This window comes from Burkholderia sp. MR1-5-21 (assembly GCF_053427715.1).
Genome location: NZ_JBSAXD010000002.1, coordinates 214653 through 236454 on the forward strand (window position 1 = coordinate 214653; position 21802 = coordinate 236454).

15 protein-coding genes are annotated in these 21802 nt (G+C 66.2%); 2 read left to right on the plus strand and 13 right to left on the minus strand.

The features are described 5' to 3' along the window. Positions 1 to 92: 92 nt before the first annotated feature. The 5 genes from ACV229_RS03490 to ACV229_RS03510 form a co-directional block, all read right to left on the minus strand. The gene (locus ACV229_RS03490; RefSeq protein ID WP_448081730.1) at positions 93 to 605 is read right to left on the minus strand and encodes a fimbrial protein; all 513 of its coding nucleotides are present in this window, start codon (positions 603 to 605) and stop codon (positions 93 to 95) included. A 626-nt stretch (positions 606 to 1231) separates the two neighbouring features. Continuing rightward, complete coding sequence (locus ACV229_RS03495; RefSeq protein WP_448081731.1) at positions 1232 to 1474, minus strand: hypothetical protein; 243 nt, start codon at positions 1472 to 1474, stop codon at positions 1232 to 1234. Positions 1475 to 1627: 153 nt separating this feature from the next. After that, positions 1628 to 3082: an efflux transporter outer membrane subunit gene (locus ACV229_RS03500; RefSeq protein WP_448081945.1), complete on the minus strand. Its 1455-nt coding sequence runs from the start codon at positions 3080 to 3082 to the stop codon at positions 1628 to 1630. After that, positions 3082 to 6219, minus strand: coding sequence for a multidrug efflux RND transporter permease subunit (locus ACV229_RS03505; protein WP_448081732.1), 3138 nt, complete (start codon positions 6217 to 6219; stop codon positions 3082 to 3084). Before ACV229_RS03505 ends, ACV229_RS03500 begins: the two co-directional genes overlap by 1 nt. A 15-nt stretch (positions 6220 to 6234) precedes the next feature. Next, positions 6235 to 7440 (minus strand): MexX/AxyX family multidrug efflux RND transporter periplasmic adaptor subunit, encoded by a 1206-nt coding sequence (locus ACV229_RS03510; RefSeq protein WP_448081733.1) that lies wholly within the window; start codon positions 7438 to 7440, stop codon positions 6235 to 6237. A gap of 149 nt (positions 7441 to 7589) precedes the next feature. Between ACV229_RS03510 and ACV229_RS03515 the strand changes: the two genes are divergently transcribed. Both ACV229_RS03515 and ACV229_RS03520 read left to right on the plus strand, forming a co-directional pair. Further along, positions 7590 to 8237: a TetR family transcriptional regulator gene (locus tag ACV229_RS03515; RefSeq protein ID WP_448081734.1), complete on the plus strand. Its 648-nt coding sequence runs from the start codon at positions 7590 to 7592 to the stop codon at positions 8235 to 8237. A 334-nt stretch (positions 8238 to 8571) separates the two neighbouring features. Further along, entirely contained in the window at positions 8572 to 9828 is a 1257-nt protein-coding gene (locus ACV229_RS03520; RefSeq protein ID WP_448081735.1) for a M23 family metallopeptidase, read from the plus strand. On the opposite strand, the gene ACV229_RS03525 is transcribed toward ACV229_RS03520, so the two are convergent. The 8 genes from ACV229_RS03525 to ACV229_RS03560 all read right to left on the minus strand — a co-directional run bounded on the left by ACV229_RS03525 (position 9813) and on the right by ACV229_RS03560 (position 21582). After that, complete coding sequence (locus ACV229_RS03525; protein ID WP_448081736.1) at positions 9813 to 10559, minus strand: amino acid ABC transporter permease; 747 nt, start codon at positions 10557 to 10559, stop codon at positions 9813 to 9815. The two genes, ACV229_RS03520 and ACV229_RS03525, sit on opposite strands and share 16 nt — an antisense overlap. Before the next feature lie 2 nt (positions 10560 to 10561). Next, the gene (locus tag ACV229_RS03530; protein ID WP_448081946.1) at positions 10562 to 11284 is read right to left on the minus strand and encodes an amino acid ABC transporter permease; all 723 of its coding nucleotides are present in this window, start codon (positions 11282 to 11284) and stop codon (positions 10562 to 10564) included. A gap of 149 nt (positions 11285 to 11433) precedes the next feature. Beyond that, positions 11434 to 12249 (minus strand): ABC transporter substrate-binding protein, encoded by an 816-nt coding sequence (locus tag ACV229_RS03535; RefSeq protein WP_448081737.1) that lies wholly within the window; start codon positions 12247 to 12249, stop codon positions 11434 to 11436. A 494-nt stretch (positions 12250 to 12743) separates the two neighbouring features. Next, positions 12744 to 14048: an MFS family transporter gene (locus ACV229_RS03540; protein WP_448081738.1), complete on the minus strand. Its 1305-nt coding sequence runs from the start codon at positions 14046 to 14048 to the stop codon at positions 12744 to 12746. Between the two features lie 239 nt (positions 14049 to 14287). Further along, positions 14288 to 15967, minus strand: coding sequence for a SpoVR family protein (locus ACV229_RS03545; protein ID WP_448081739.1), 1680 nt, complete (start codon positions 15965 to 15967; stop codon positions 14288 to 14290). Then, complete coding sequence (locus ACV229_RS03550) at positions 15964 to 17232, minus strand: YeaH/YhbH family protein (protein WP_448081740.1); 1269 nt, start codon at positions 17230 to 17232, stop codon at positions 15964 to 15966. Before ACV229_RS03550 ends, ACV229_RS03545 begins: the two co-directional genes overlap by 4 nt. A gap of 123 nt (positions 17233 to 17355) precedes the next feature. Beyond that, positions 17356 to 19278 carry a PrkA family serine protein kinase gene (locus ACV229_RS03555; RefSeq protein WP_448081741.1) on the minus strand — a complete coding sequence of 641 codons (1923 nt, stop codon included), beginning with the start codon at positions 19276 to 19278 and terminating at the stop codon, positions 17356 to 17358. Positions 19279 to 19818: 540 nt separating this feature from the next. Next, positions 19819 to 21582 (minus strand): methyl-accepting chemotaxis protein, encoded by a 1764-nt coding sequence (locus ACV229_RS03560; RefSeq protein ID WP_448081742.1) that lies wholly within the window; start codon positions 21580 to 21582, stop codon positions 19819 to 19821. Positions 21583 to 21802: the final 220 nt, after the last annotated feature.

Here is a 21802-nt window from a genome sequence, read left to right on the forward strand (position 1 = left end):
AAAACGGCGCTACCGAAGTATCGAAGGGAAAAAACGGGAGGAAAAAAAGAAGGAGGAAGGGTGCACACGCACCCTTCCTCCTGCACGGGGGCTTACTGGTAGCGGACCGTGAAGTTCGCGACGCCGTCGGCGGTACCCGGCGTCACGCCAGCTGCCGTCGCTTCGTACATCGCCGAGAAGCGTGCGACGTTCGTGCCGTTCTGCAGCACGGTCGGGCCCTTCTGCTCGACGCCGTTGTCGAGGAATTCACCCGATGCGCCTTGCAGGCGGATGCCGACGTTCGTCGCCGAGCCGATCGTCGCGAGCAGCTTCGGCTGTGCCGCGTTCGACGTGCCCGTGAACTTGAAGTACGCGTTCTGCGCGATGCTGGTGTCGCAGTCGGTCAGCTTGATGTCGAAGTTGGTCGGCGTGGACTTGTCGCCTGCCTGCTTGAACTTGTTGGTCGGAACCTTGCCGAGGTTCACGGTCTGGTCGACCGAGCCCGAATCGATACCGCACGCACCGGCGACGATTTCGCCCGTGAAGTTGACCGTGCCGGAGCCTGCCGCAAAAGCCGAGGTGGACAGCGCCGCGAGTGCGATGGCGGACAGGAAGGTTTTTTTCATGGTCATTTCCGTATGAATGGCTGAAGAAGTGAATGACGTGGCGGACACAAACCGAAGCGTGTGGTGCGCCCTGTCCGTCACGAGGCGGCATTATTGAGATAACGTCGAAAGTTTTCTGTAAATCATTGTCAAATCCTGGCTGACAATGCCATATTCATCCGATCATTTGCCATTACTTCCTGTTAGTTTGCAATCCGGCCATTTTGTTTTGCAGTCCTGCATTGCCATGCAAAACCGTATGAAGATTAAAGATATTTTTCATACGAAGCCAAACAACCGGTACGAAGCCTTGTCTGACAAGCCATCCGAAGCCATGCACTCAAAGGACAAAATGCTGTAACGCTCCGCCAAGCGTTGTCGATTCGCGACGATGGTGCCCGCCTATTTTCAATATTAAGGAAATTAATCTTTTTGAATCTAGCCCTGTTTTATTAGCGCAATCGTTTGCGAGCTCGATTTGAACGTTAAACCCGCGTCATTTTGTCACCGCTTCGAACACTGAATGTAATTCTTATGAAAGATTAAATTCGGCCGGGCGATGCGTGATTGCGCGCGGATCGGAACGCGTGCTGCCATCGCAAACCGTCACGCGTGCACGACTGGGAACGGGGGAGGAAGAAAGGGATTCAGCGGGTGCCCTGCACCGCGCCGACGGCGCCGGGCGAGGCGAACATGCGGCCCGCATCGTGGCCGACACCGGGCGCCTCGACGAGGCGCCAGCCGAACGCCCAACCGCGGCGCTCGGCCTCGGCCGTACTCGGCATCACACAAGTCGACGAATTCGCGATCACGATGCGTGCGGCATCCGGCGCGCCGGATGCGGCCACGCGATCGAGGAACTGCGCGCCCGCCGAATGGCCGAGCAGCACGACGCGCGGTGCCGCGATCCCCGACGCCTGCCGCGCCCAGCCGCCGAGCGGCGTGACGGGCAGGCGCGGCTACCGGGGATCGCGCGAGACGCCGTGCGCCGCGCTCGCGCGACGACGGCGGTCAGGTTACCGGATATGACAAGCGCGGTACGGTCACGCATCGGCGCCGGCAGTCTCGGCGGCCTGCGACCAGCCGCCGCCGAGCGCGCGGTACAGCGCGATCGCGTTGGCGAGCCGGAGCTGCTTCAGGCGGATCAGCTCCTGTCCGGATTCATACGTGCTGCGTTGCGCGTCGAGCAGCTCGAGATAGGTCGCGACGCCGCCGCCATAGCGGCGCTCGGCGAGCTTCAGCCGCGCGCCGTCCGCTTCATGGACGGCCTGCTGCGCGGCAAGCTGCGCATCGATCCAGTCGCGCGCGGCAAACGCGTCCGCCACTTCGCGGAACGCAACCTGCACGCTCTTCTCGTATTCGGCGACCGCGATGTGCTTGCGGGCGGTCGCGACGTCGAGATTCGCGCGATTGCGCCCGCCGGCGAAGATCGGCAGCGTGATGCGCGGTGCGAACGTCCAGACGCCCGTGCCGCTCGCGAACAGGCCCGAGAACGCGTCGCTGACGGAGCCGATGTCGGTCGTCAGCGCGATGCGCGGGAAGAATGCCGCGCGCGCCGCGCCGATCTGCGCGTTCGCGGCCTGCAGGCGCGCCTCGGCCTGCCGGATGTCCGGCCGCCGCGCGAGCAGTTCGCTCGGCGCGCCCGGCGCGACGGGCGCGATCGAGAACGTGTCGAGCGTCAGCCCGTCGCCGGGCGCTGCGCGCGCGAAGTCGCCCGCGAGCAGTTGCAGCGCGCGCACGGCCTGCGCATGCTCGCGCTGCAGCGCGGCCTGCGACGCGCGCGCGGCCGCGACCAGCATCTGCGCGGAACGCAGCTCGATCGCGTCGCTCGTGCCGGCCGCATAGCGCCGCTGCGTGAGCGACGCGATGCGCTCGCGCGCGTCGAGCGTGCGCTGCGCCAGCGCGAGCTGCTCGTGCAGCGCGCGCTCCGACACATAGGCGCCCGCGACCTCGGCGATCACGCCGATGCGGACCGTGCGCTGCGCCTCGGCGGTCGCGAAATACTCGGCAAGCGCGGCGTCCGACAGGTTCTTCACGCGGCCGAACAGGTCGAGCTCGTACGCGCTGACGCCGACGCCCGCGCGATACAGCCCGCTCACCGCGCTCTCGCGCACCACCGGGTCGTACTGGCGCGTGCGCTCGTAGCCAAGGTTCGCGTCGACCGACGGCAAGCGGTCCGCGCGCTGCACGCCGTACAGCCCGCGCGCTTCTTCGAGCCTGCCGGCCGCGATCCGCAGGTCGCGGTTGTTCGCGAGCGCCGCATCGATCCACGCCTGCAGCGCCGGATCGGTGAAATACGCGCGCCAGTCGCCGAGCAGCGCGGCGCTCGACGACTGCGCCGGCGCGCCACCGGTCGTCCCGGCGGTCGTCCCATAGGTGGCTGGCACCGGCGCCGCCGGGCGCTCGTAGCGCGGCGCGAGCGAGCAGCCGGTCAGCGCGAGTGTGGTGGCGAGCGCGACCTGTGCACGCAGCCCCGCGCGCGCGGTCAGGCGAAACATCATGACGAACCCTCCATCGTCGCCGGTTGCGCACCGCCGCGGCGGCGCGCGCCGACATTGAACAGCCGGCCGACGATCACGAAAAACAGCGGGACGAGGAACACCGCGAGCACGGTCGCCGAGATCACGCCGCCGAGCACGCCGGTGCCGATCGCCATCTGCGCGCCCGACGCGGCACCCGATGCGAACGCGAGCGGCAGCACGCCAACGCCGAACGCAAGCGACGTCATCACGATCGGCCGCAGCCGCAGCCGTGCGGCTTCGAGCGCGGCGTCGACGAGCGACATCCCCTGCGCGACGAGATCCTTCGCAACCTCGACGATCAGGATCGCGTTCTTCGCGGACAGCCCGATCGTCGCGATCAGTCCCACCTTGAAATAGATGTCGTTCGGCATCATCCGCAGCGTGACGCCGAGCACCGCGCCGATCACGCCGAGCGGGACGACCAGCATCACCGCGAACGGAATCGACCAGCTCTCGTACAGCGCCGCGAGCGCGAGAAACACGACGAGCACCGACAGCGCGAACAGCATCGGCGCCTGCGCGCCGGACAGCCGCTCCTCGAACGACTGCCCCGACCACGCGTGGCCGATACCGGCCGGCAAGTCGCCCGCGATCCGCTCGATCGCGGCCATCGCCTCGCCGCTGCTGTGGCCGGGCGCGGCCGAACCGTTGATCGTGAACGACGGGAAGCCGTTGTAGCGCGTGAGCTGCGGCGGGCCGAGCGTCCAGTGCAGCGTCGCGAATGCCGCGAGCGGCACCATCTCGCCGCGCGCATTGCGCACCCGCAGCTTCTTCACGTCGTCCGGATCGACCCGGTGCTGCCCGTCCGCCTGCACGATCACGCGCCGCACTTGCGTGCCGTGCATGAAATCGCCGATGTAGTCGGACCCGAACATCACCGCGAGCGTCGTGTTGATCTCGTCCATCGACACGCCGAGCGCGGACGCCTTCGCCCGATCGATGTCGAGCTTCAGCTGCGGCGCGTCCTGCGTGCCGGCGAACATCAGGTCGGTGAGCGCGGGATGCTTGCCGCCTTCGGCGAGCAGCCGCTCGCGCGCGGCGACGAACGCCGCGTAGTCGAGCCCGCCGCGGTTCTGCAGCCGGAAGTCGAAACCGCTCGTCGAACCGAGATCCGGCAACGGCGGCGAGTTCATCGCGAACACCGTCGTGTTCGGCGTCGCCGCGAAGCGCTCGTTGATGCGCGCGACGATCGCCTGCACCTGGTCATGCGCGCGCTTGCGCTCGGTCCAGTTCTTCAGCGTCACGAAGATCATCCCGCCGTTCGGTCCTTCGCCATACAGGTTGAAGCCGCCGAGCGCGAACGTGTACGCGGATGGCTCCTCGCTTCGCACGTACGACTCGACTGCGCGCACGCTCTGCATCGTCTCCGCAAGCGGCGTGCCCTGCGGCCGGATCACCATCACCATGAAGTTGCCCTGGTCCTCGTCCGGCAGGAACGCGGTCGGCAGCTGCGTGAGCATCAGCCCCGCCGCGCCCGTCAGCGCACCGTACACGACGAGCCAGCGCACGGGCTTCTTCAGCACGCCGCCGACACGCAGCGCATAGCGCTGCGTCGCGCGTGCGACGAAACGGTTGAACCCGCCGAAGAAGCCACCCTTCTCGTGATGGCCGTCGGCGACCGGCTTGAGCAGCGTCGCGCACAGCGCGGGCGTCAGCGACAGCGCGAGGAACGCCGAGAAGCCGATCGACACCGCGAGCGACAGCGCGAACTGGCGGTAGATGTTGCCGACCGCGCCGCCGAAGAACGCCATCGGCACGAACACCGACGTCAGCACCACCGTGATGCCGACGATCGCGCCGCTGATCTGCTTCATCGCCTTGACGGTCGCCTCATACGGCGCGAGCCGCTCCTCGACCATCAGCCGCTCGACGTTCTCGACGACGACGATCGCGTCGTCGACGAGGATGCCGATCGCGAGCACCATGCCGAACAGCGTCAGCACGTTGATCGAGAAGTCCGCCGCGAACATCACGCCGAACGTGCCCGCGAGCGCGACCGGCACGACGAGCGCCGGGATCAGCGTCGCGCGCAGGTTCTGCATGAACACGAACATCACGAGGAACACGAGCACGCCCGCCTCGATCAGCGTCGTGACGACCTTGTTCATCGACACGCGCACGAACGACGACGTCTCGTACGGAATCTGGTACTTGACGCCCGGCGGGAAGAACGCCGACAGCGCGTCCATCGTCGCGCGCACGCGCTTTTCGGTCGCGACCGCGTTCGAGCCCGGTGCGAGCTTGATGCCCATGCCGGTCGCGACCTTGCCGTTCACGTACGACGGATAGTTGTAGTCGTTGCCGCCGAACTCGATGCGCGCGACGTCGCGCAGGAACAGCGACGAACCGTCGGGCTGCGCGCGCAGCGCGATCGCGCCGAAATCGTCGGGCGTCTTCAGCGGCGCGTCGGCGAACACGGTCGCCGCGATCGGCGCACTGTCCGGCACCGCGCTGCGGCCGATGTCGCCGACCGTCACGCGCGCGTTGTGCGCGCGCACGGCCGACGCGATGTCCGACGCGGTGAGCCCGTGGCCGGCCATCTTGACCGGGTCGGGCCAGATCCGCATCGCATATTCCGAGCCCCAGAACTGCACCTTGCCCACGCCGTCGACGCGCCGCAGCGCCTGCACGACGTTCGCCGACGCGTATTCGCCGAGCTGCACCGCATTCATCCGGCCGTCCTCGGACGTCAGCGACACGACGAGCTGGATGTTGTCGGCGGCCTTCTCGACCTGGATGCCGTCGCGCCGCACGGGCTCGGGCAGCCGCGCCTCGACCGTCTTCAGGCGGTTCTGCACCTCGACCGCCGCGAGATCGGCATTCACGCCCTGCTTGAACGTCAGGTACAGCGACGCCATGCCGGCGCTGCTCGTCGCCGACGTATACAGCAGCCCCGGCGCGCCGTTCATCTCGCGTTCGATCAGCGCGGTGACCGATTCCTCGACGACCTGCGCGGACGCGCCCGGATAGGTCGCGTAGATGCTGACGACGGGCGGCGCGATGTCCGGGTATTGGGCGACGGGCAGCGCGCGGATCGCGAACACGCCGCCCAGCATGATGAAGAGTGCGATCACCCACGCGAACACGGGGCGATCGATGAAGAAACGTGCCATGTTGGTTCGAACCGGTCAGGTTTGTCGGGCGGCCGCCGTTTCAGCAGCCGCGGATGGCTCCGCCTTGGGCGGCCGGGCCTGCTCGACGGGCGTGACCGCGGTGCCGGGCGCGAACTGCGCGGCGTTGTCGACGATCACGCGCTCGCCGCCCTTCAGGCCGCGCGACACGCGCCAGTCGTGGCCGGACATGCGGTCGGCGGCGACCTCGACGTCCTTGACCTTGCCGTCGGCGCCGACGACCCGCACCGACGCGCGGTCCGCCGTGCGCAGCAGCGCGTCGCGCGGCACGAGGATCGCCTGGCGGTCGATCGCGCTGTCGAGCGCGATCCTCACGTACGCGCCCGGCAGCAGTTCGCGCTCGGGATTCGGAAACAGCGCGCGCATCGCGATGGTGTCGGTGGTCGGATCGACCGCGAGATCGCGGAACAGCAGCTTGCCTTTCAGCGGATACGCGGTGCCGTCCGCGCGCATCAGCGTCACCGCGATGTCCTGCTGCGCGATGCCGGTCGCACGACCGCTTTGCACCGCGCGGCGCAGCGCCTCGACGTCCGCGGCCGGCTGCGAGAAGTTCACGTAGATCGGGTCGAGCTGTTCGACGGTCGTGAGCGGCGTCGCCTGGTCCTGGCCGACGAGCGCGCCCTCGGTGACGAGCGCGCGCCGCGCGCGGCCCGAGATCGGCGCAGTGACGGTCGCGTAGTCGAGCTGAAGTTGCGCACGCGCGAGCTCGGCCTTCGCGGACGCGACCTCGGCCTTCGCCTGCGTGTCGGCCGCGACCGCCTCGGTGTGATCGCGCTCGCTGACCGCACGGTCGCGCACGAGGTCGTCGTAGCGGCGGCGCTTGTCGGTCGCCGCGAGCGCTGCGGCCTGCGCCTTCGCCAGCGCGCCCCGCGCGGCGTCGCGCGCGGCCGCGAGCGGCGCCGGGTCGATGCGGAACAGCACCGCGCCCTGCTTCACTTCCTGGCCTTCCTCGTAGGTGCGCGCGGTGACGATGCCCGCGACCCGCGCGCGCACCTCCGCCTGCCGGTAAGCGTCGAGCCGCCCCGGCAGCTCGACGGACAGCGGCACCTCGGTCGGCCGCACGGTCAGCACCGTCGCGCGCCGCGCGGCCTCCGGCGCGCCGTCCCGTTCGCCGTTTCCGCATCCGCCGACGGCCAGCGCGGCCGCGAGCGCGAACGGCGCCAGCCACCCGCGGCGCGACAGGGAGCGATTGTTCTTGTTCATATGGACCTCGGATCGTGCGCCGCCTTTAAAATGCGGCGGCTCAGGGCGGCTGATTATAATCAGTCACGACTGATTAATTACATTCAGCTTTAAACTTGTCGTCATACTGTCTCAATAAAACGACAGCAAAACGTAAGGAATCTCGCAATATGGCCCGCAAGACCCGGGAAGAATCGCTTGCCATCAAGCACCGGATCCTCGACGCCGCCGAGCTCGTGCTGCTCGAGCGCGGCGTCGCGCAAACCGCGATGGCGGACCTCGCGGAAGCCGCCGGCATGTCGCGGGGCGCTGTCTACGGCCACTACAAGAACAAGATGGAAGTGTGTCTGGCGATGTGCGACCGCGCGTTTGCGCGCACGTCCGAGGGCTTCGACGCCGGCGATGGCCTCCCCGCGCTCGCCACGCTGCGGCGCGCCGCATCGCACTACCTGCAGCAATGCGGTGAACCGGGCTCGATGCAGCGCGTGCTCGTGATCCTGTATACGAAGTGCGAACAGAGCGAGGAGAACGGCGCGCTGCAGCGGCGCCGGATGCTGCTGGAGCTGCAGATGCTGCGAATCACGAAGGCGCTGCTGCGCCGCGCGATCGCGGCCGGCGAAATCGCGGCCGATCTCGACGTGCATCTCGCGGCCGTCTATCTCGTGTCGCTGCTCGAAGGCGTGTTCGCGTCGATGGTCTGGACCAACCGCCTGCGCGGCAATCTGTGGAGCGATGCCGAGGCAATGCTCGACGCCGGTTTCGACGCGGTGCGCGAGTCCGCAGCGCTACGGCGCCGTGCGCAAAAATTGCCGAAATAAGGTTCGGATGCGCAAAACATTCTGATTTATCCCGATTTTCCGCACACCGGAATGACGAAACCGACCCTGATTTAAATTTTTTCACAATTTACGGAACGTCGGTAGACTGACGCGGTCACTTACATTTAGCGTCTTCGTGATAACCGGGTTCCGACCCGGCAATCGCGCCGCCGTTCGAAGCGGGCTGCGTCCCGCGCCGTTGGGTCGAGCGGAAACGACACGGGCCCCGGAAGGGGCCTGTTTTGTTGCACGCCCGCCATCCGTCCCGTCGCCACCCGACGCGCGTCCGGCTGGCGGCTCTTGCCCACACCCTTTCGTCGAACCGCTTTCCTGGATGTGGACACCCTTGGTCAAGTCTGCCGCATACCCTGAATTTCCCGCCGCGCGCCCCGCCCGTGCCCGACGTTTCGTGCGCGCGCTGCTGCCGGCCTCCGTGCTCGGCGCCCTCGCCACGCTCGGCCTGGCCGTGACGTTGCCCGCCGTGTCGCAACTGCCGGGCGCCATCGACACGGGCGCGGCCGCGCTGCCGCAGCGCGTGCTGTCGGACACGCCGTTTCCGACCGCGCAGCATTTCGTCACGAACGAGCTCGCGCAGACGCTCGGCGAGCGCACCGCGCAGCCTGGCCTGTTCGCACCGCTCAGCGCGCATCGCAACGACATGCTCGGCTACGCGAACCTGTTTACGCTCGCACCGCCGGAGGCCGAGCGCGGCCTGCGCGCGGGCAACATCGAGCTGACGCTGTCCGATACGCTGAACCGCCTCGACCTGCCGCCGGAAGTGCGCATCCAGCTCGGCGATCTCGTCAGCGGCAAGGTGCCGATGCGCGACAGCGCGCGTCGCGGCGACTACTACCGCCTCGCGTTCGATGCGAGCGGCGATGCGCCGCGCCTCACCGCGCTCGAGCTGCGCGTCGCGGGCCGCACGTTCGGCGCGATCTGGTTCAAGCCGCCGGGCGCCGACAAGGGCGCGTACTACACGCTCGACGGCGCGCCGCTCGAAGCCGCCGCGTTCACGATGCCCGTCAAGTGGACGCGCATCAGCTCGTTCTTCGGCGAGCGCATCCATCCGCTGTCGCAGGCGATGTCGTTCCACACCGGCGTCGACCTCGCCGCACCGACCGGCACGCGCGTCGACGCGGCCGCCGACGGCACCGTCTCGTTCGTCGGCACCGATCCGGGCGGCTACGGCCGGTACGTGATCGTCGATCATGCGGAAGGCTATTCGACCTACTACGCGCACCTGTCCGCGTTCGCGCACGGCCTCAAGGTGGGCGACACGGTCAAGCAGGGCGAGCGCATCGGCTCGGTCGGGATGACGGGCGCGGCGACGGGCCCGCACCTGCACTTCGAGGTGCGGATCGCCAACCAGCCCGTCGATCCGCTCGTCACGCTCGCGAGCGCACAGACGGACCTGTCCGACATGCAGCGCACCGCATTCCGCCAGGAAGCGGCAGCGTGGCGCTTCCGCCTCGCGTCGATCAACACTGCGCCGTTCGCATTCGCGCAGACCGACGGCCCGCTGTGGAGCGACTTCGCCAGCGACAAATCGACGCTGCGCGCCGTCTTCAACACGCACTACACGGCGTCCTGACGCGCGCCGCGCGCGGCTTGCGTGGGCTCGGCCGCCGCGCCTGCGATGCGCTCCGCGCGCGGGCGGCGCGACAGCAGCCAGCGTGCGGCACCGTCGAGCGACGTGCACAGCACCAGATAGATCGCGGCGACGAACAGGAAGATCGGCGCCGGGTACACCATCAGCCGGTTGTTCACCTGCGTCGCGACGAACGACAGCTCCGGCACGCCGACGATGTACGCGAGCGACGTGTCCTTGACGAGCGCGACCCACTGGTTGACGAACGACGGCGTCATGATCCGGATCGCCTGCGGCAGCAGCACGTAGCGCACCGTCTGCCAGCGCGTGAGCCCGAGCGACAGTCCGGCCTGCCACTGCCCGGCACCCGCCGCGACGATACCCGCATGCACCGCGTGCGCGAGATACGCGCCGCCGATCAGCGCGAGCGCGCACACGACCGTCGCGAGCCCCGGCACGTCCACGTGCAGCAGCATCGGCATCAGGAAATACGTCCAGAAGATCAGCATCAGCACCGGGATCGCACGGAAGAACCCGATGAACGCGAGCAGCAGCATGCGCACCCACCCGCGCGCGAGCGCCATCGCGACGCCGAGCGCGACGCCCAGCAGCGCCGATGCGCACGCGGACGCGATCGCGAGCACCAGCGACAGCGCGGCGCCGCCGAGCGGCCCGTCCGGGAATGCGCCGACGAGCAAGTACGGGAGATTGCCGGCAAGCAGCGTGATATCCATCGTCAATGCCCTGCCCCCAGGCGGTCGCGCCATTGCGCGGACACATACGCGATCGCCTCGATCGCAGCCGCCGCGGCGACGTACAGTACCGTCGCGACGCCGAACGCGGCGAACGTGCTGAACGTCTCGGTCTCGACCTGCCGCGACGCATACGACAGCTCCGCCACGCCGATCGCCATCGTCAGCGACGAGTTCTTCACGAGATTCATGTATTGCCCGAACAGCAGCGGCAACGCGATGCGCACGGCCTGCGGCAGGATCACGTAGCGCAGCGACTGCCACGGCGTGAGGCCGAGCGCCGCGGCTGCGTCGCGCTGCGCGTCACGCACGCCGCGCAGACCGGCCTCGCATTCCCCGGCGACGAACGCGGCCGTGTAGGTGCTCAACCCGACCCAGCCGGCGACGAATTCGAACGACGGCCAGGCGAGCGTGAACGGGCCCGCGTGCCAGGCATGGCGCGCATTCAGCCAGGCGACCCACGTGTCGGGCAGCAGCGACGCGACACCGAAATACCAGAACAGCAGCTGCACGAGCAGCGGCGTATTGCGGAACGTGACGATATAGCCCGCGGCGATCGCACGCAGCACGTGAGCTCGCGCGTGGCGCAGCACGGCGAGCGCGAGCCCACCGGCCGTCGCGGCGACGGCCGACGCGGCCGCGAGGCCAAGCGTCAGCAGAAAGCCCTGCCAGAGCCACGACAGGTATTTGGGAGCCAACCCGAACATGCCGAACATGGGTATCGTGCGGGCGCGCCGCGCCCGCGATCATCGGAAGGAACTGGAAGAAAACGGGAAAGAAGCGGGATGCGCTGCGATCCGCGCGCCGGCGTGGCCGACCGGTCCGGCCATACGGCGCGCGGCGCGGGACGACCGGATCAGGTCCTGTCGCCGATCCGGAAGATGCGCGTGAGCGGCGTCTTCGTCGTCGGGCCGAACCATGCGTCGTAGATCTGCACCGCGCGCCCGTTCGCCTCGAGCCCCTTCAGCGTGTCGTTGACGAAACCGAGCAGGCGCGTCTCGCCCTTCGGCACGCCGACCCCCATGTAGTCATTCGAGATCGTGAACGGCGGGATTTCGTAGTTCTGCTTGTCCGGCACGTTCGCGAGCAGGCCGATCAGCTTCGGCCCGTCCTGCGTGATCGCCTGGACGTTGCCGGCGCGCAGCGCGGCGAACGCGAACGGCGTGTCGTCATACGCGACGATCGTCGCCTTCGGATATTTTTCGCGCAGCGTGATCTCGTTCGTCGTGCCCTTGTCCGCGCCGACCCGCAGCACGTTCAACTGATCGGCGGATTTCAGCACGCCCTTCTTCGCGAGGAACTGCTGGCCCGACGAGAAGTAAGGAATACTGAAATCGACCTGCTTCGCGCGTTCGTCGGTGATCGTGAAATTCGCGAGCACGAGATCGACCTTGCCCGAGGTCAGGAACGGAAGGCGGTTCGCGGGGTTCGTCGGCTGCAGCTGCAGCTTCACGCCGAGCTTGTCGGCGAGCGCCTTCGCGTAATCGACGTCGAGCCCGACGATGTGGTTGGTCTTCGCATCGACATAGCCGAACGGCGGGTTGCTGTCGAACGTCGCGACGCGCAGCACGCCGGCCTTCCTGATGTCGTCGAGGCGGTCCGCATGCGCGGCGGTGCCCGCCGTCACGAGCGCAACCCCGACGAGCCACGTAGCGAGAATGTGGATTTTCATGAGCACGACCTGATTTGTCATGACGGCCGCCGCGGATCGCGCGGCGGCCCGGTTCGAGGAATATCGCGGCGGAGTGATGCCGCGAAGCCGCTAACGTACCAGCGGGTCGCGCCGATTCGAACCAACAAATGCTGCTTTGCTCAGCGGCTTTCGTGATGAAGGCAGCCGCGGACGGCACGCCCGATTCGGCCGGGCTGACCGCGACGTGCATCGACGCGCAGCGCACGTGCCGCACAAAAAAACGCCCGCTGCAGGCAGCGGGCGCGAATCCCAGTCAAGGAGGTGTCACACGAACTACGGGCCCAGATTAAGCGGTTCGCGCTCTGCCGGCAACGAAGCGATTTCGATATCCTTATCGGATGCGGCGCGATGAGCTTGCGCTTGCTCGCTCTTGCTTTCGCATCGCCGCGCAACCGCACTGCCCGCCGAAAAAAACGGCGTCCCGCATCGCGCGGAACGCCGTTCGTGCGTCGCCAGGCGCGCGACGCGCCGGATCACGGCTCGTGACGCAGATACCCTTCCTTGCTCGGATCGCGCATCCGGTACGACACGATCAGCGAGATCGCGCACAGCACGGTCACGTACCAGTAGAACGTCTCCTCGCTGCCGATCGACTTGAACCACAGCGCGACGTATTCGGCCGAGCCGCCGAAGAGCGCGTTCGCGACCGCATACGACAGGCCGACGCCCATTGCGCGCACTTCGGGCGGAAACATCTCGGCCTTGATGAGGCCGCTGATCGACGTGTAGAAGCTGACGATCGCCAGCGCGACCGTGATCAGCACGAACGCCGCGACCGGGCTCTGCACGTCCTTCAGCGCATGCATCAGCGGCACCGTGCAGATCACCGAGCCCAGGCCGAACAGGATCATCGACGTGCGGCGGCCGATCCGGTCGGACAGCGCGCCGAACACCGGCTGCAGCAGCATGTAGACGAGCAGCGCGACCGTCATCACGTTGCTGGCCGTCTTCGCGTGCATGCCGGCCGTGTTCACGAGGTACTTCTGCATGTACGTCGTGAACGTGTAGAAGATCAGCGAGCCGCCGGCGGTGAAGCCGACCACCGTAAAGAATGCGCCCTTGTGCTGCCACACGCCGCGGATCGTGCCGGCGTCCTTCTTGTCGCGCGACGCGCTCGTCGACGTCTCGTCGAGCGACTTGCGCAGATACAGCGAAATCAGCGCGGCCGCCGCGCCGACCACGAACGGAATGCGCCAGCCCCACGCCTTCAGTTCCGCGTTCGACAGCGTCTGCTGCAGGATCACGAGCACGAGCAGCGCGCACAGCTGGCCGCCGATCAGCGTCACATACTGGAACGATGCGAAGAAGCCGCGCCGGCCCTTCAGCGCGACCTCGCTCATGTAGGTCGCGCTGGTGCCGTACTCGCCACCCACCGACAGCCCCTGGAACAGGCGCGCGACCAGCAGCAGCAACGGCGCGAACGCGCCGATCTGCGCATAGGTCGGCAGCACTGCGATCACGAGCGAGCCGCCGCACATCATCAGCACCGAGATCATCATCGCGGTGCGGCGGCCGTGCCGGTCCGCGATGCGGCCGAACAGCCAGCCGCCGATCGGGCGCATCAGGAAGCCGGCCGCGAACACGCCGGCCGTGTTCAGCAACTGCGTCGTCGTGTTGCCGCTCGGGAAGAACGCGGGCGCGAAGTACAGCGCGCAGAACGAGTAGATGTAGAAGTCGAACCACTCGACGAGGTTGCCCGATGAGGCGCCGACGATGGCGAACACGCGCCGCCGGGTATCGTGCGCGGACAGCACGGCTTGGTCGGTCTGGACGTCCATGGGATGGTCTGTTCCTTTCTAGTGCTTTTGGGCGTGGCGGCTGCGAGACCGCCGCGTGCGGATAGGCGTGGCACCGGTTCCGGCGCATCGCGCATCGGGATTTTAGCGAAACGTAAAGAAACGGGCTTTCGGGGTTCGTCCGGATGGAGAGAATGCTTCTCCTGCCGGCGCCTCGTCAATTGAAAACGCCAGCCCGAAGGCTGGCGTCCGATGCAAGGTCCGCGACCGGGCGGCCATGCTCACAGGCGGATCTCCGGCGGCGTATAGCGGCACTCGTAGCGCTTGCGCACCGTGCCTGCCTCGTCGACGCTTTCCAGGTACACGTCGAACTGCCACAGCCGCGCCATGTGCTTGAGCACCTCGTCGCTGTCGTTCGACAGGTGCCGGTTGTCGGTCATGAAATGGCGCAGCGTGAGGCTGCGGTCGCCACGCGTGTTGACCGCCCACACCTGGATGTTCGGCTCGCGATGATGGATGTCGTACTGACGCGACAGCGCCTGCCGCACGTACTGGTAGCCGGAGTCGTCGTGGATCGCGGACACCTCGAGCGAATCGCGCATGTCGTCGTCAAGCACCGAGAACAGGCGCATCTCGCGGATCAGGTGCGGCGACAGGTACTGCGCGATGAAGCTCTCGTCCTTGAAGTTGCGCATCGCATAGTGCAGCGCCGGCAGCCACGGGCTGCCCGCGAGCTCGGGGAACCACTTGTAGTCCTCGTCCGTCGGCGCCTCGCAGATCCGCCGGATGTCGCTCATCATCGAGAAGCCGAGCGCATACGGGTTGATCCCGCTGTAGTACGGCTTCGTGACGGGCGGCTGGTAGATCACGTTGCTGTGCGAATGCAGGAACTCCATCATGAAGCCGTCTTCCAGCTTGCCCTGGTTGTACAGCGTGTTCAGCAGCGTGTAATGCCAGAACGTCGCCCAGCCTTCGTTCATCACCTGCGTCTGCCGCTGCGGATAGAAGTACTGGCCGATCTTGCGCACGATGCGGATCACTTCCCGCTCCCACGGCTCGAGCAGCGGCGCGTTCTTCTCCGCGAAATACAGCAGGTTCTCCTGCGGCTCCGGCGGATAGCGGTCTTCCTGCTCCTCCATCTGCTCGGGCTTCCTGCTCGGCAGCGTGCGCCACAGTTCGTTGATCTGCGACTGCAGGTACGCCTCGCGTTCGCGGCGCAGCGCCGCTTCCTTCGACAGCGACGGCTTCTGCGGCCGCTTGTAGCGGTCGACGCCGTAGTTCATCAGCGCGTGGCACGAGTCGAGCAATTCCTCGACGCGGTCGAGACCGTAGCGCTCCTCGCATTCGGCGACGTAGTTCTTCGCGTAGACGAGGTAGTCGATGATCGCGTGCGCGTCGGTCCACAGCCGGAACAGGTAGTTGCCCTTGAAGAACGAGTTGTGCCCGTACGCCGCGTGCGCGATGACGAGCGCCTGCATCGTCATCGTGTTCTCTTCCATCAGATACGCGATGCACGGGTTCGAGTTGATGACGATTTCGTACGCGAGCCCCATCTGGCCGCGGCGATAACTCTTCTCGGTCGACAGGAAATGCTTGCCGAACGACCAGTGTCGGTAGTTGACCGGCATCCCGACCGACGCGTACGCGTCCATCATCTGCTCCGCGCTGATCAGCTCGAGCTGGATCGGGTAGATGTCGAGTTCATACTGCTCGGCGACCTGCGCAATGTGCGTGTCGTACTCCTCGAGCAACTCGAAGGTCCAGTCGGACGGACACGGCAGCGGCCTGCGATCGGCAACGTTCATACGCGCTTCCTTCTGCCCGGCACCGGGCAAGTCCGCGGGCGGCGTCGACGGTTCGGCCCGACCGCGTTGCTGCGTTGCGGCATGGCCTGCGGTGTCGTCGCCGGATCGGTGCGGCTCGTAGCCGCGCGATTCGCTGTGCAGATGGCGGGATGTCATGACATTTCCACCTGCTTTTCGAACAATTCGCGAAACACCGGGTAAATGTCGGCAGCCGATTCCACTTTTTTCATCGCGAGATGCGGTTGCGACTGCATCAGCTGCGCGTACTCCAGCCAGAGATTCTGCTCTTCCGGTGCGACCTGGATGTACGCGAAGTAACGCGTCTTCGTGAGGATATCCTCTTCCAGCATTTTGCGACACTTCGGCGAATCGTCGGTCCAGTTGTCGCCGTCGGACGCCTGCGCGCCGTAGATGTTCCATTCGGTCGGCGAGTAGCGCTCGTTCATCACCTTGCGCATCAGCTCGAGCGCACTCGACACGACCGTGCCGCCGCTCTCGGTCGAATGGAAGAAGGTGTCCTCGTCGACCTCTTCCGCGCGCGTGTGATGGCGGATGAACACCACCTCGATGCGCTCGTAGTTGCGCTTCAGGAACAGGTACAGCAGGATGAAGAAGCGCTTCGCGAGATCCTTGCGCTGCTCGTCCATCGAGCCCGACACGTCCATCAGGCAGAACATCACGGCCTGGCTCGACGGCTGCGGCTGCTTCACGCGGTTGATGTAGCGCAGGTCGAACGGATCGATGAACGGGATCCGCCAGATGCGGCCCTTCAGGTGATGGATCTGATCCTCGAGCGTGGCGATCTCCGCGCGGCGGTCTTCGGAGTCGTTCTTCAGCGCTTCGAGCTGCGCCTCGAGCTCGTGCAGCTCGTTGACGAGCGGCGAGCCGAGCGCGATGCGGCGCCCGAGCGCGCTCCTCAGCGAACGCACGATGTCGATGTTGTTCGGCGTGCCTTCCGCCGCCCAGCCCGCGCGCACGTTCTTCCAGCTCGGCACCGTCAGCAGGTGCGTCTTCACGAGGCGCGGCAGCTCGAGATCGTCGAAGAAATACTGCATGAACTCGTCGCGCGACAGCTCGAACACGAAGTCGTCCTGACCTTCGCCCTCGTTGCTGGCCTGGCTCCCGCCGCCGCCCGCGCCGCCTTGCGGACGCGGGATCTTGTCGCCGCGCACATAGTCCTCGTTGCCCGGATGCACGTATTCGCGGCGCCCGCCCGGCCCGTGCCGGAACGTCGGCTCGGCGATGTCCTTGCGCGGGATCGTGATGCTCTGCGTGCTCTGGATATCCTTGATGCTACGATCGCGCACCGCGTCCGACACGGCACGACGAATGTAGTTCTTGACGCGACGCAGAAAGCGTTCGCGATTGGCAATACTCTTGTTCTTGCCGGCTAGCCTGCGGTCGATGATTTGATGAAGCACGCCCGGTCTCCCGCTCGAATGTCGATATGCCGGGACGCTCGCCGCATGCCGTCTCCCGTCATGCGGGCGGCGTCTCTGAAGTTGCCCGTGCGGCCGAGCCGCACGGGCGCTGCGCAACGCAGGTCATGACGACTTGCGTACACGCAGGTACCAGTCGCAAAGCAGCCGCACCTGCTTCGGCGTATAGCCCTTCGCGACCATCCGGTTTACAAAGTCCTCATGCTTGCGTTGCTCCTCGGCCGAGCCCTTCGCGTTGAACGAAATGACCGGCAACAGTTCCTCGGTATTCGAGAACATCTTCTTCTCGATCACGACGCGCAGCTTCTCGTAGCTCGTCCACACCGGGTTCTTGCCCGCATTCGCAGCCCGCGCACGCAACACGAAGTTCACGATCTCGTTGCGGAAATCCTTCGGATTGCTGATCCCGGCCGGCTTCTCGATCTTCTCCAGCTCCGCATTCAGCGCGGCGCGATCGAAGCTCTCGCCCGTGTCGTGATCGCGGAATTCCTGGTCCTGGATCCAGAAGTCCGCATACGTGACGTAGCGGTCGAAGATGTTCTGGCCATACTCCGAATACGATTCGAGGTACGCCGTCTGGATCTCCTTGCCGATGAAGTCCGCATAGCGCGAGGCGAGCACGTCCTTCACGAACGACAGGTACTTCTGTTCGGTTTCCGGCGGGAACTGCTCGCGCTCGATCTGCTGTTCGAGCACATACATCAGGTGCACGGGGTTCGCCGCGACCTCGGTCGAGTCGAAGTTGAACACGCGCGACAGGATCTTGAACGAGAAGCGCGTCGACACGCCCGTCATGCCCTCGTCGACGCCCGCGTAGTCGCGGTACTCCTGGTACGACTTCGCCTTCGGGTCGGTGTCCTTCAGGTTCTCGCCGTCATACACCTGCATCTTCGAGAACAGGCTCGAGTTTTCCGGCTCGTGCAGGCGCGACAGCACCGAGAACTGCGACATCATCTTCAGCGTGCCCGGCGCGCACACGGCCTCGGCGAGCGACGAGTTGCGGATCAGCTTCTCGTAGATCTTCACCTCTTCCGACACGCGCAGGCAGTACGGCACCTTCACGACGAAGATCCGGTCGAGCAGCGCCTCGTTGTTGCGGTTGTTCTTGAACGCCTTCCATTCCGACTCGTTCGAGTGCGCGAGGATGATCCCGTCGAACGGAATCGCGCCAAAGCCCTCGGTGCCCTTGAAGTTGCCTTCCTGCGTCGCGGTCAGCAGCGGGTGCAGCACCTTGATCGGCGCCTTGAACATTTCGACGAACTCGAGCAGGCCCTGGTTCGCGAGGCACAGGCCGCCGGAGTAGCTGTATGCGTCCGCATCGTCCTGCGCGTACTGCTCGAGCTTGCGGATGTCGACCTTGCCGACAAGCGACGAAATGTCCTGGTTGTTCTCGTCGCCCGGCTCGGTCTTCGAGATCGCGATCTGCCGCAGGATCGACGGATAGCGGCGCACGACACGGAACTGGCGGATGTCGCCGTTGTATTCGTGCAGGCGCTTGACGGCCCACGGACTCAGGATGCATTTCAGGTAGCGGCGCGGAATGCCGTACTGTTCTTCGAGAATCGGGCCGTCTTCGTCGTAGTCGAACAGCCCGAGCGGCGATTCGTTGACGGGCGAGCCCTTCAGCGCATAGAACGGCACGCGCTCCATCAGCTGCTTCAGACGCTCGGCGATCGACGACTTGCCGCCGCCCACCGGACCGAGCAGATAGAGGATCTGCTTCTTCTCTTCGAGCCCTTGCGCGGCGTGCCGGAAGTACGCGACCACCTGCTCGATCACTTCCTCCATTCCGTAGAACTCACGGAACGCGGGATAGACCTTGATGACCTTGTTCGCAAAGATCCGCGACAGGCGCGGCTCGTTGCGGGTATCGATGTGTTCTGGTTCCCCGATTGCCGCCAGCATGCGTTCGCCGGCCGCAGCATACGCGGATGGATCGTTCTTGCAGAGCGCGAGGTACTCCTCCAGCGAGAACTCTTCTTCTCGCGTTTTTTCGAAGCGGTTCGCGAAGCTGCTGTAAATATCCATGCTACCTCCCTCGCCTTAGTCTGAAGACGTGCCTGCCTTCGTGTGACTGCGCAGAAGCAAGCGCGTTCGAATTCATCGTAAACCCATTCTTATTTTTTTTCACGAACTCGTTGCAGGAACTTCGTCATCGACGTCACACGGCTTGGACGAACTTTTTTCGTCGCTCTACAATCGATCTCCCGAGCTGCCGAAACTGCGTCCGTCGTTGCATCCGCCGTGTCTCATCGAACACCGGAACGTCCTGTGCGTTGGACGTGCCGGCCGTCGCGAAATTCACCGCCGTCTCCCCTTCCTCCCTAGACGTTCGAGCCTGCGTTTTCGACGACACGCAAATGCCGTCGTTACAAATTATTTTCGCGTGGAACCCTTACGGACATACCCGTATGACATATGCGGCGATGCGCCCGCGTCGCGGCGCGAACGACGCCGCGCGCGAAGATTTCCCGCGCCGGTCGCGCATGCAGAAACGCCCGCTTGATGCGGGCGTTTCGGTTCCTGCAAATGGGGATAGATGCGTCGTGCGTGCATCGTTCCGTTGCGTCAGAACGTCTCCCAGTCGTCGTCGCCGGCAGCCGCCAGCGCCGGAGCGGCAGCGGCCGGTGCCGGCGCCGTCTTGCGAACCGGCGGCGGCGTGACGGCTGCGCGCGGCGCGGGCGCGTCGGCGCCGTTGCGCGCGGCCGTCGGCAGCGGCGCCAATGCGCGCGGCGCGGCATGACCGGCGGCCGCCCCGGCCGCCCCAGCAAACTGCCGCTGCATCGCGCCGTCGTCGAACTGGAACACCGCGACCGTCTCGCGCAGGCGCGCGGCCTGCTCTTCGAGCGATTGCGCGGCCGCGGCCGCTTCCTCGACGAGCGCCGCGTTCTGCTGCGTCACCTCGTCCATTTGCGCAACCGCGCGCGCGACCTGGTCGATGCCGCCGCTCTGTTCCTCGGAGGCCGCCGCGATCTCGCCCATGATGTCGGTCACGCGCTGCACGGCGCCGATCACGTCCGTCATCGTGCGCCCTGCCTCGTCGACGAGCGTCGAACCTGACCGGATCCGCGCGACCGACGCATCGATCAGCATCTTGATCTCCTTGGCCGCCGCCGACGAGCGTTGCGCGAGACTGCGCACCTCGCCCGCGACAACCGCGAAGCCGCGACCCTCCTCGCCCGCGCGTGCGGCCTCGACGGCCGCATTCAGCGCAAGGATGTTGGTCTGGAACGCGATGCCTTCGATGATCGTGATGATGTCCGCGATCTTCGCCGAACTCTGGTTGATTTCGCCCATCGTGCCGACCACCTGGCCGACGACGACATTGCCCTTGTTCGCGATCTCCGACGCGTTCGCGGCGAGCGCGCTCGCCTGGCGCGCGTTGTCCGCGTTCTGCTTCACGGTGCCGGTCAGCTGCTCCATGCTCGACGCGGTTTCCTGCAGCGCCGCCGCCTGCTCCTCGGTGCGCGACGACAGGTCGATGTTGCCGGCCGCGATCTGCTTCGCCGCCGTCGCGATCGACTCGCTGCCGCCGCGCACCGTGCCCACGGTCTCGACGAGCCCGCGCTGCATCTTCGCGAGACCGTCCAGCAACTGGCCCATTTCGTCGCGGCGTTTCACAACGATCCGGCGCCGCAGGTCGCCCGCGGCGATCGCGTCGAAATGCGCGAGCGCGTCCGCGAGCGGACGGCCGATCGCCCGGCTCAGCGCGATGTACGACAGCAGCGCGGCGCCGAGGCCCGCCGCGAGTGCGACGATCGACACGATCCGCAGCGTGCCGTACACGGATTCCGCGCGGCTGAAACTCGCCTGCGCATCGGTGAACTGGAAGTTGCGCAGCGTTTCGCTCGACACAGCCAGGTCGTTGTAGAGCACCTGCAGATGTTTCGCTGCGTCGGCGATCCGGTCGTGATCGTTCGCCGCAATCACGGGCGCGAACGCATCGAACGCGTGCTGCAGCGTCTGCCGCTTCGCAGCGACATCCTGCGCAAGCCGGTCCTCTTCCGCGCCGCGGGGCAGGTCCAGATACTTCTGCCACCACGCGTCGGACTGCGTGCGCATCGTGTGGCCGCGCTCGACGGCCGCCGCCGAGTCAGGCGTGCCGGCCAGCAATGCGGCGCGATCGAGCGCAAGGCGTTCGCGCGCGGCGAACAGCTCGGCAGCCGCCACGTTGACCGCGCTCGGCATCTGGTTCATGAAAATGTCGCGGCTCGCGTCGTTCGCGCGCCCCATGCCGAGCAGGCCCAGTACGCCGATCACGCACAGCAGTGCGGCCAGAAACGCCATCGTGAACCCGATGCGCGCGCGGATCGTCAGGTCTGTGAACACCATCTTTCTTCCTGTCTTGCGTCGTCATTTGCGGGCGACGCCCGCCGCTCGGAAGCATTCGCTTCTCTGGACGCATTTACGACAACAAAGCACGCGACTTGATGGCATTCACAGCAATTTCACGAACAATTCGTCTGTAAATTTCATGAAAAGAAACAATCGCGCGCATTGACGCATAATCGTTGAGCGAAGTGACAGGAGTGGATGGCGCCGGGCGCACGCG

Bases quoted from the DNA above. Each gene is read 5' to 3' on its own strand.
- ACV229_RS03490 (WP_448081730.1), bottom strand. From the start codon at position 605: ATGAAAAAAACCTTCCTGTCCGCCATCGCACTCGCGGCGCTGTCCACC.
- ACV229_RS03535 (WP_448081737.1), bottom strand. From the start codon at position 12,249: ATGAAAATCCACATTCTCGCTACGTGGCTCGTCGGGGTTGCGCTCGTG.
- ACV229_RS03560 (WP_448081742.1), bottom strand. From the start codon at position 21,582: ATGGTGTTCACAGACCTGACGATCCGCGCGCGCATCGGGTTCACGATG.
- ACV229_RS03540 (WP_448081738.1), bottom strand. From the start codon at position 14,048: ATGGACGTCCAGACCGACCAAGCCGTGCTGTCCGCGCACGATACCCGG.
- ACV229_RS03520 (WP_448081735.1), top strand. From the start codon at position 8,572: ATGTGGACACCCTTGGTCAAGTCTGCCGCATACCCTGAATTTCCCGCC.
- ACV229_RS03555 (WP_448081741.1), bottom strand. From the start codon at position 19,278: ATGGATATTTACAGCAGCTTCGCGAACCGCTTCGAAAAAACGCGAGAA.
- ACV229_RS03500 (WP_448081945.1), bottom strand. From the start codon at position 3,082: ATGTTTCGCCTGACCGCGCGCGCGGGGCTGCGTGCACAGGTCGCGCTC.
- ACV229_RS03545 (WP_448081739.1), bottom strand. From the start codon at position 15,967: ATGACATCCCGCCATCTGCACAGCGAATCGCGCGGCTACGAGCCGCAC.
- ACV229_RS03525 (WP_448081736.1), bottom strand. From the start codon at position 10,559: ATGGATATCACGCTGCTTGCCGGCAATCTCCCGTACTTGCTCGTCGGC.
- ACV229_RS03505 (WP_448081732.1), bottom strand. From the start codon at position 6,219: ATGGCACGTTTCTTCATCGATCGCCCCGTGTTCGCGTGGGTGATCGCA.
- ACV229_RS03510 (WP_448081733.1), bottom strand. From the start codon at position 7,440: ATGAACAAGAACAATCGCTCCCTGTCGCGCCGCGGGTGGCTGGCGCCG.
- ACV229_RS03515 (WP_448081734.1), top strand. From the start codon at position 7,590: ATGGCCCGCAAGACCCGGGAAGAATCGCTTGCCATCAAGCACCGGATC.
- ACV229_RS03530 (WP_448081946.1), bottom strand. From the start codon at position 11,284: ATGTTCGGGTTGGCTCCCAAATACCTGTCGTGGCTCTGGCAGGGCTTT.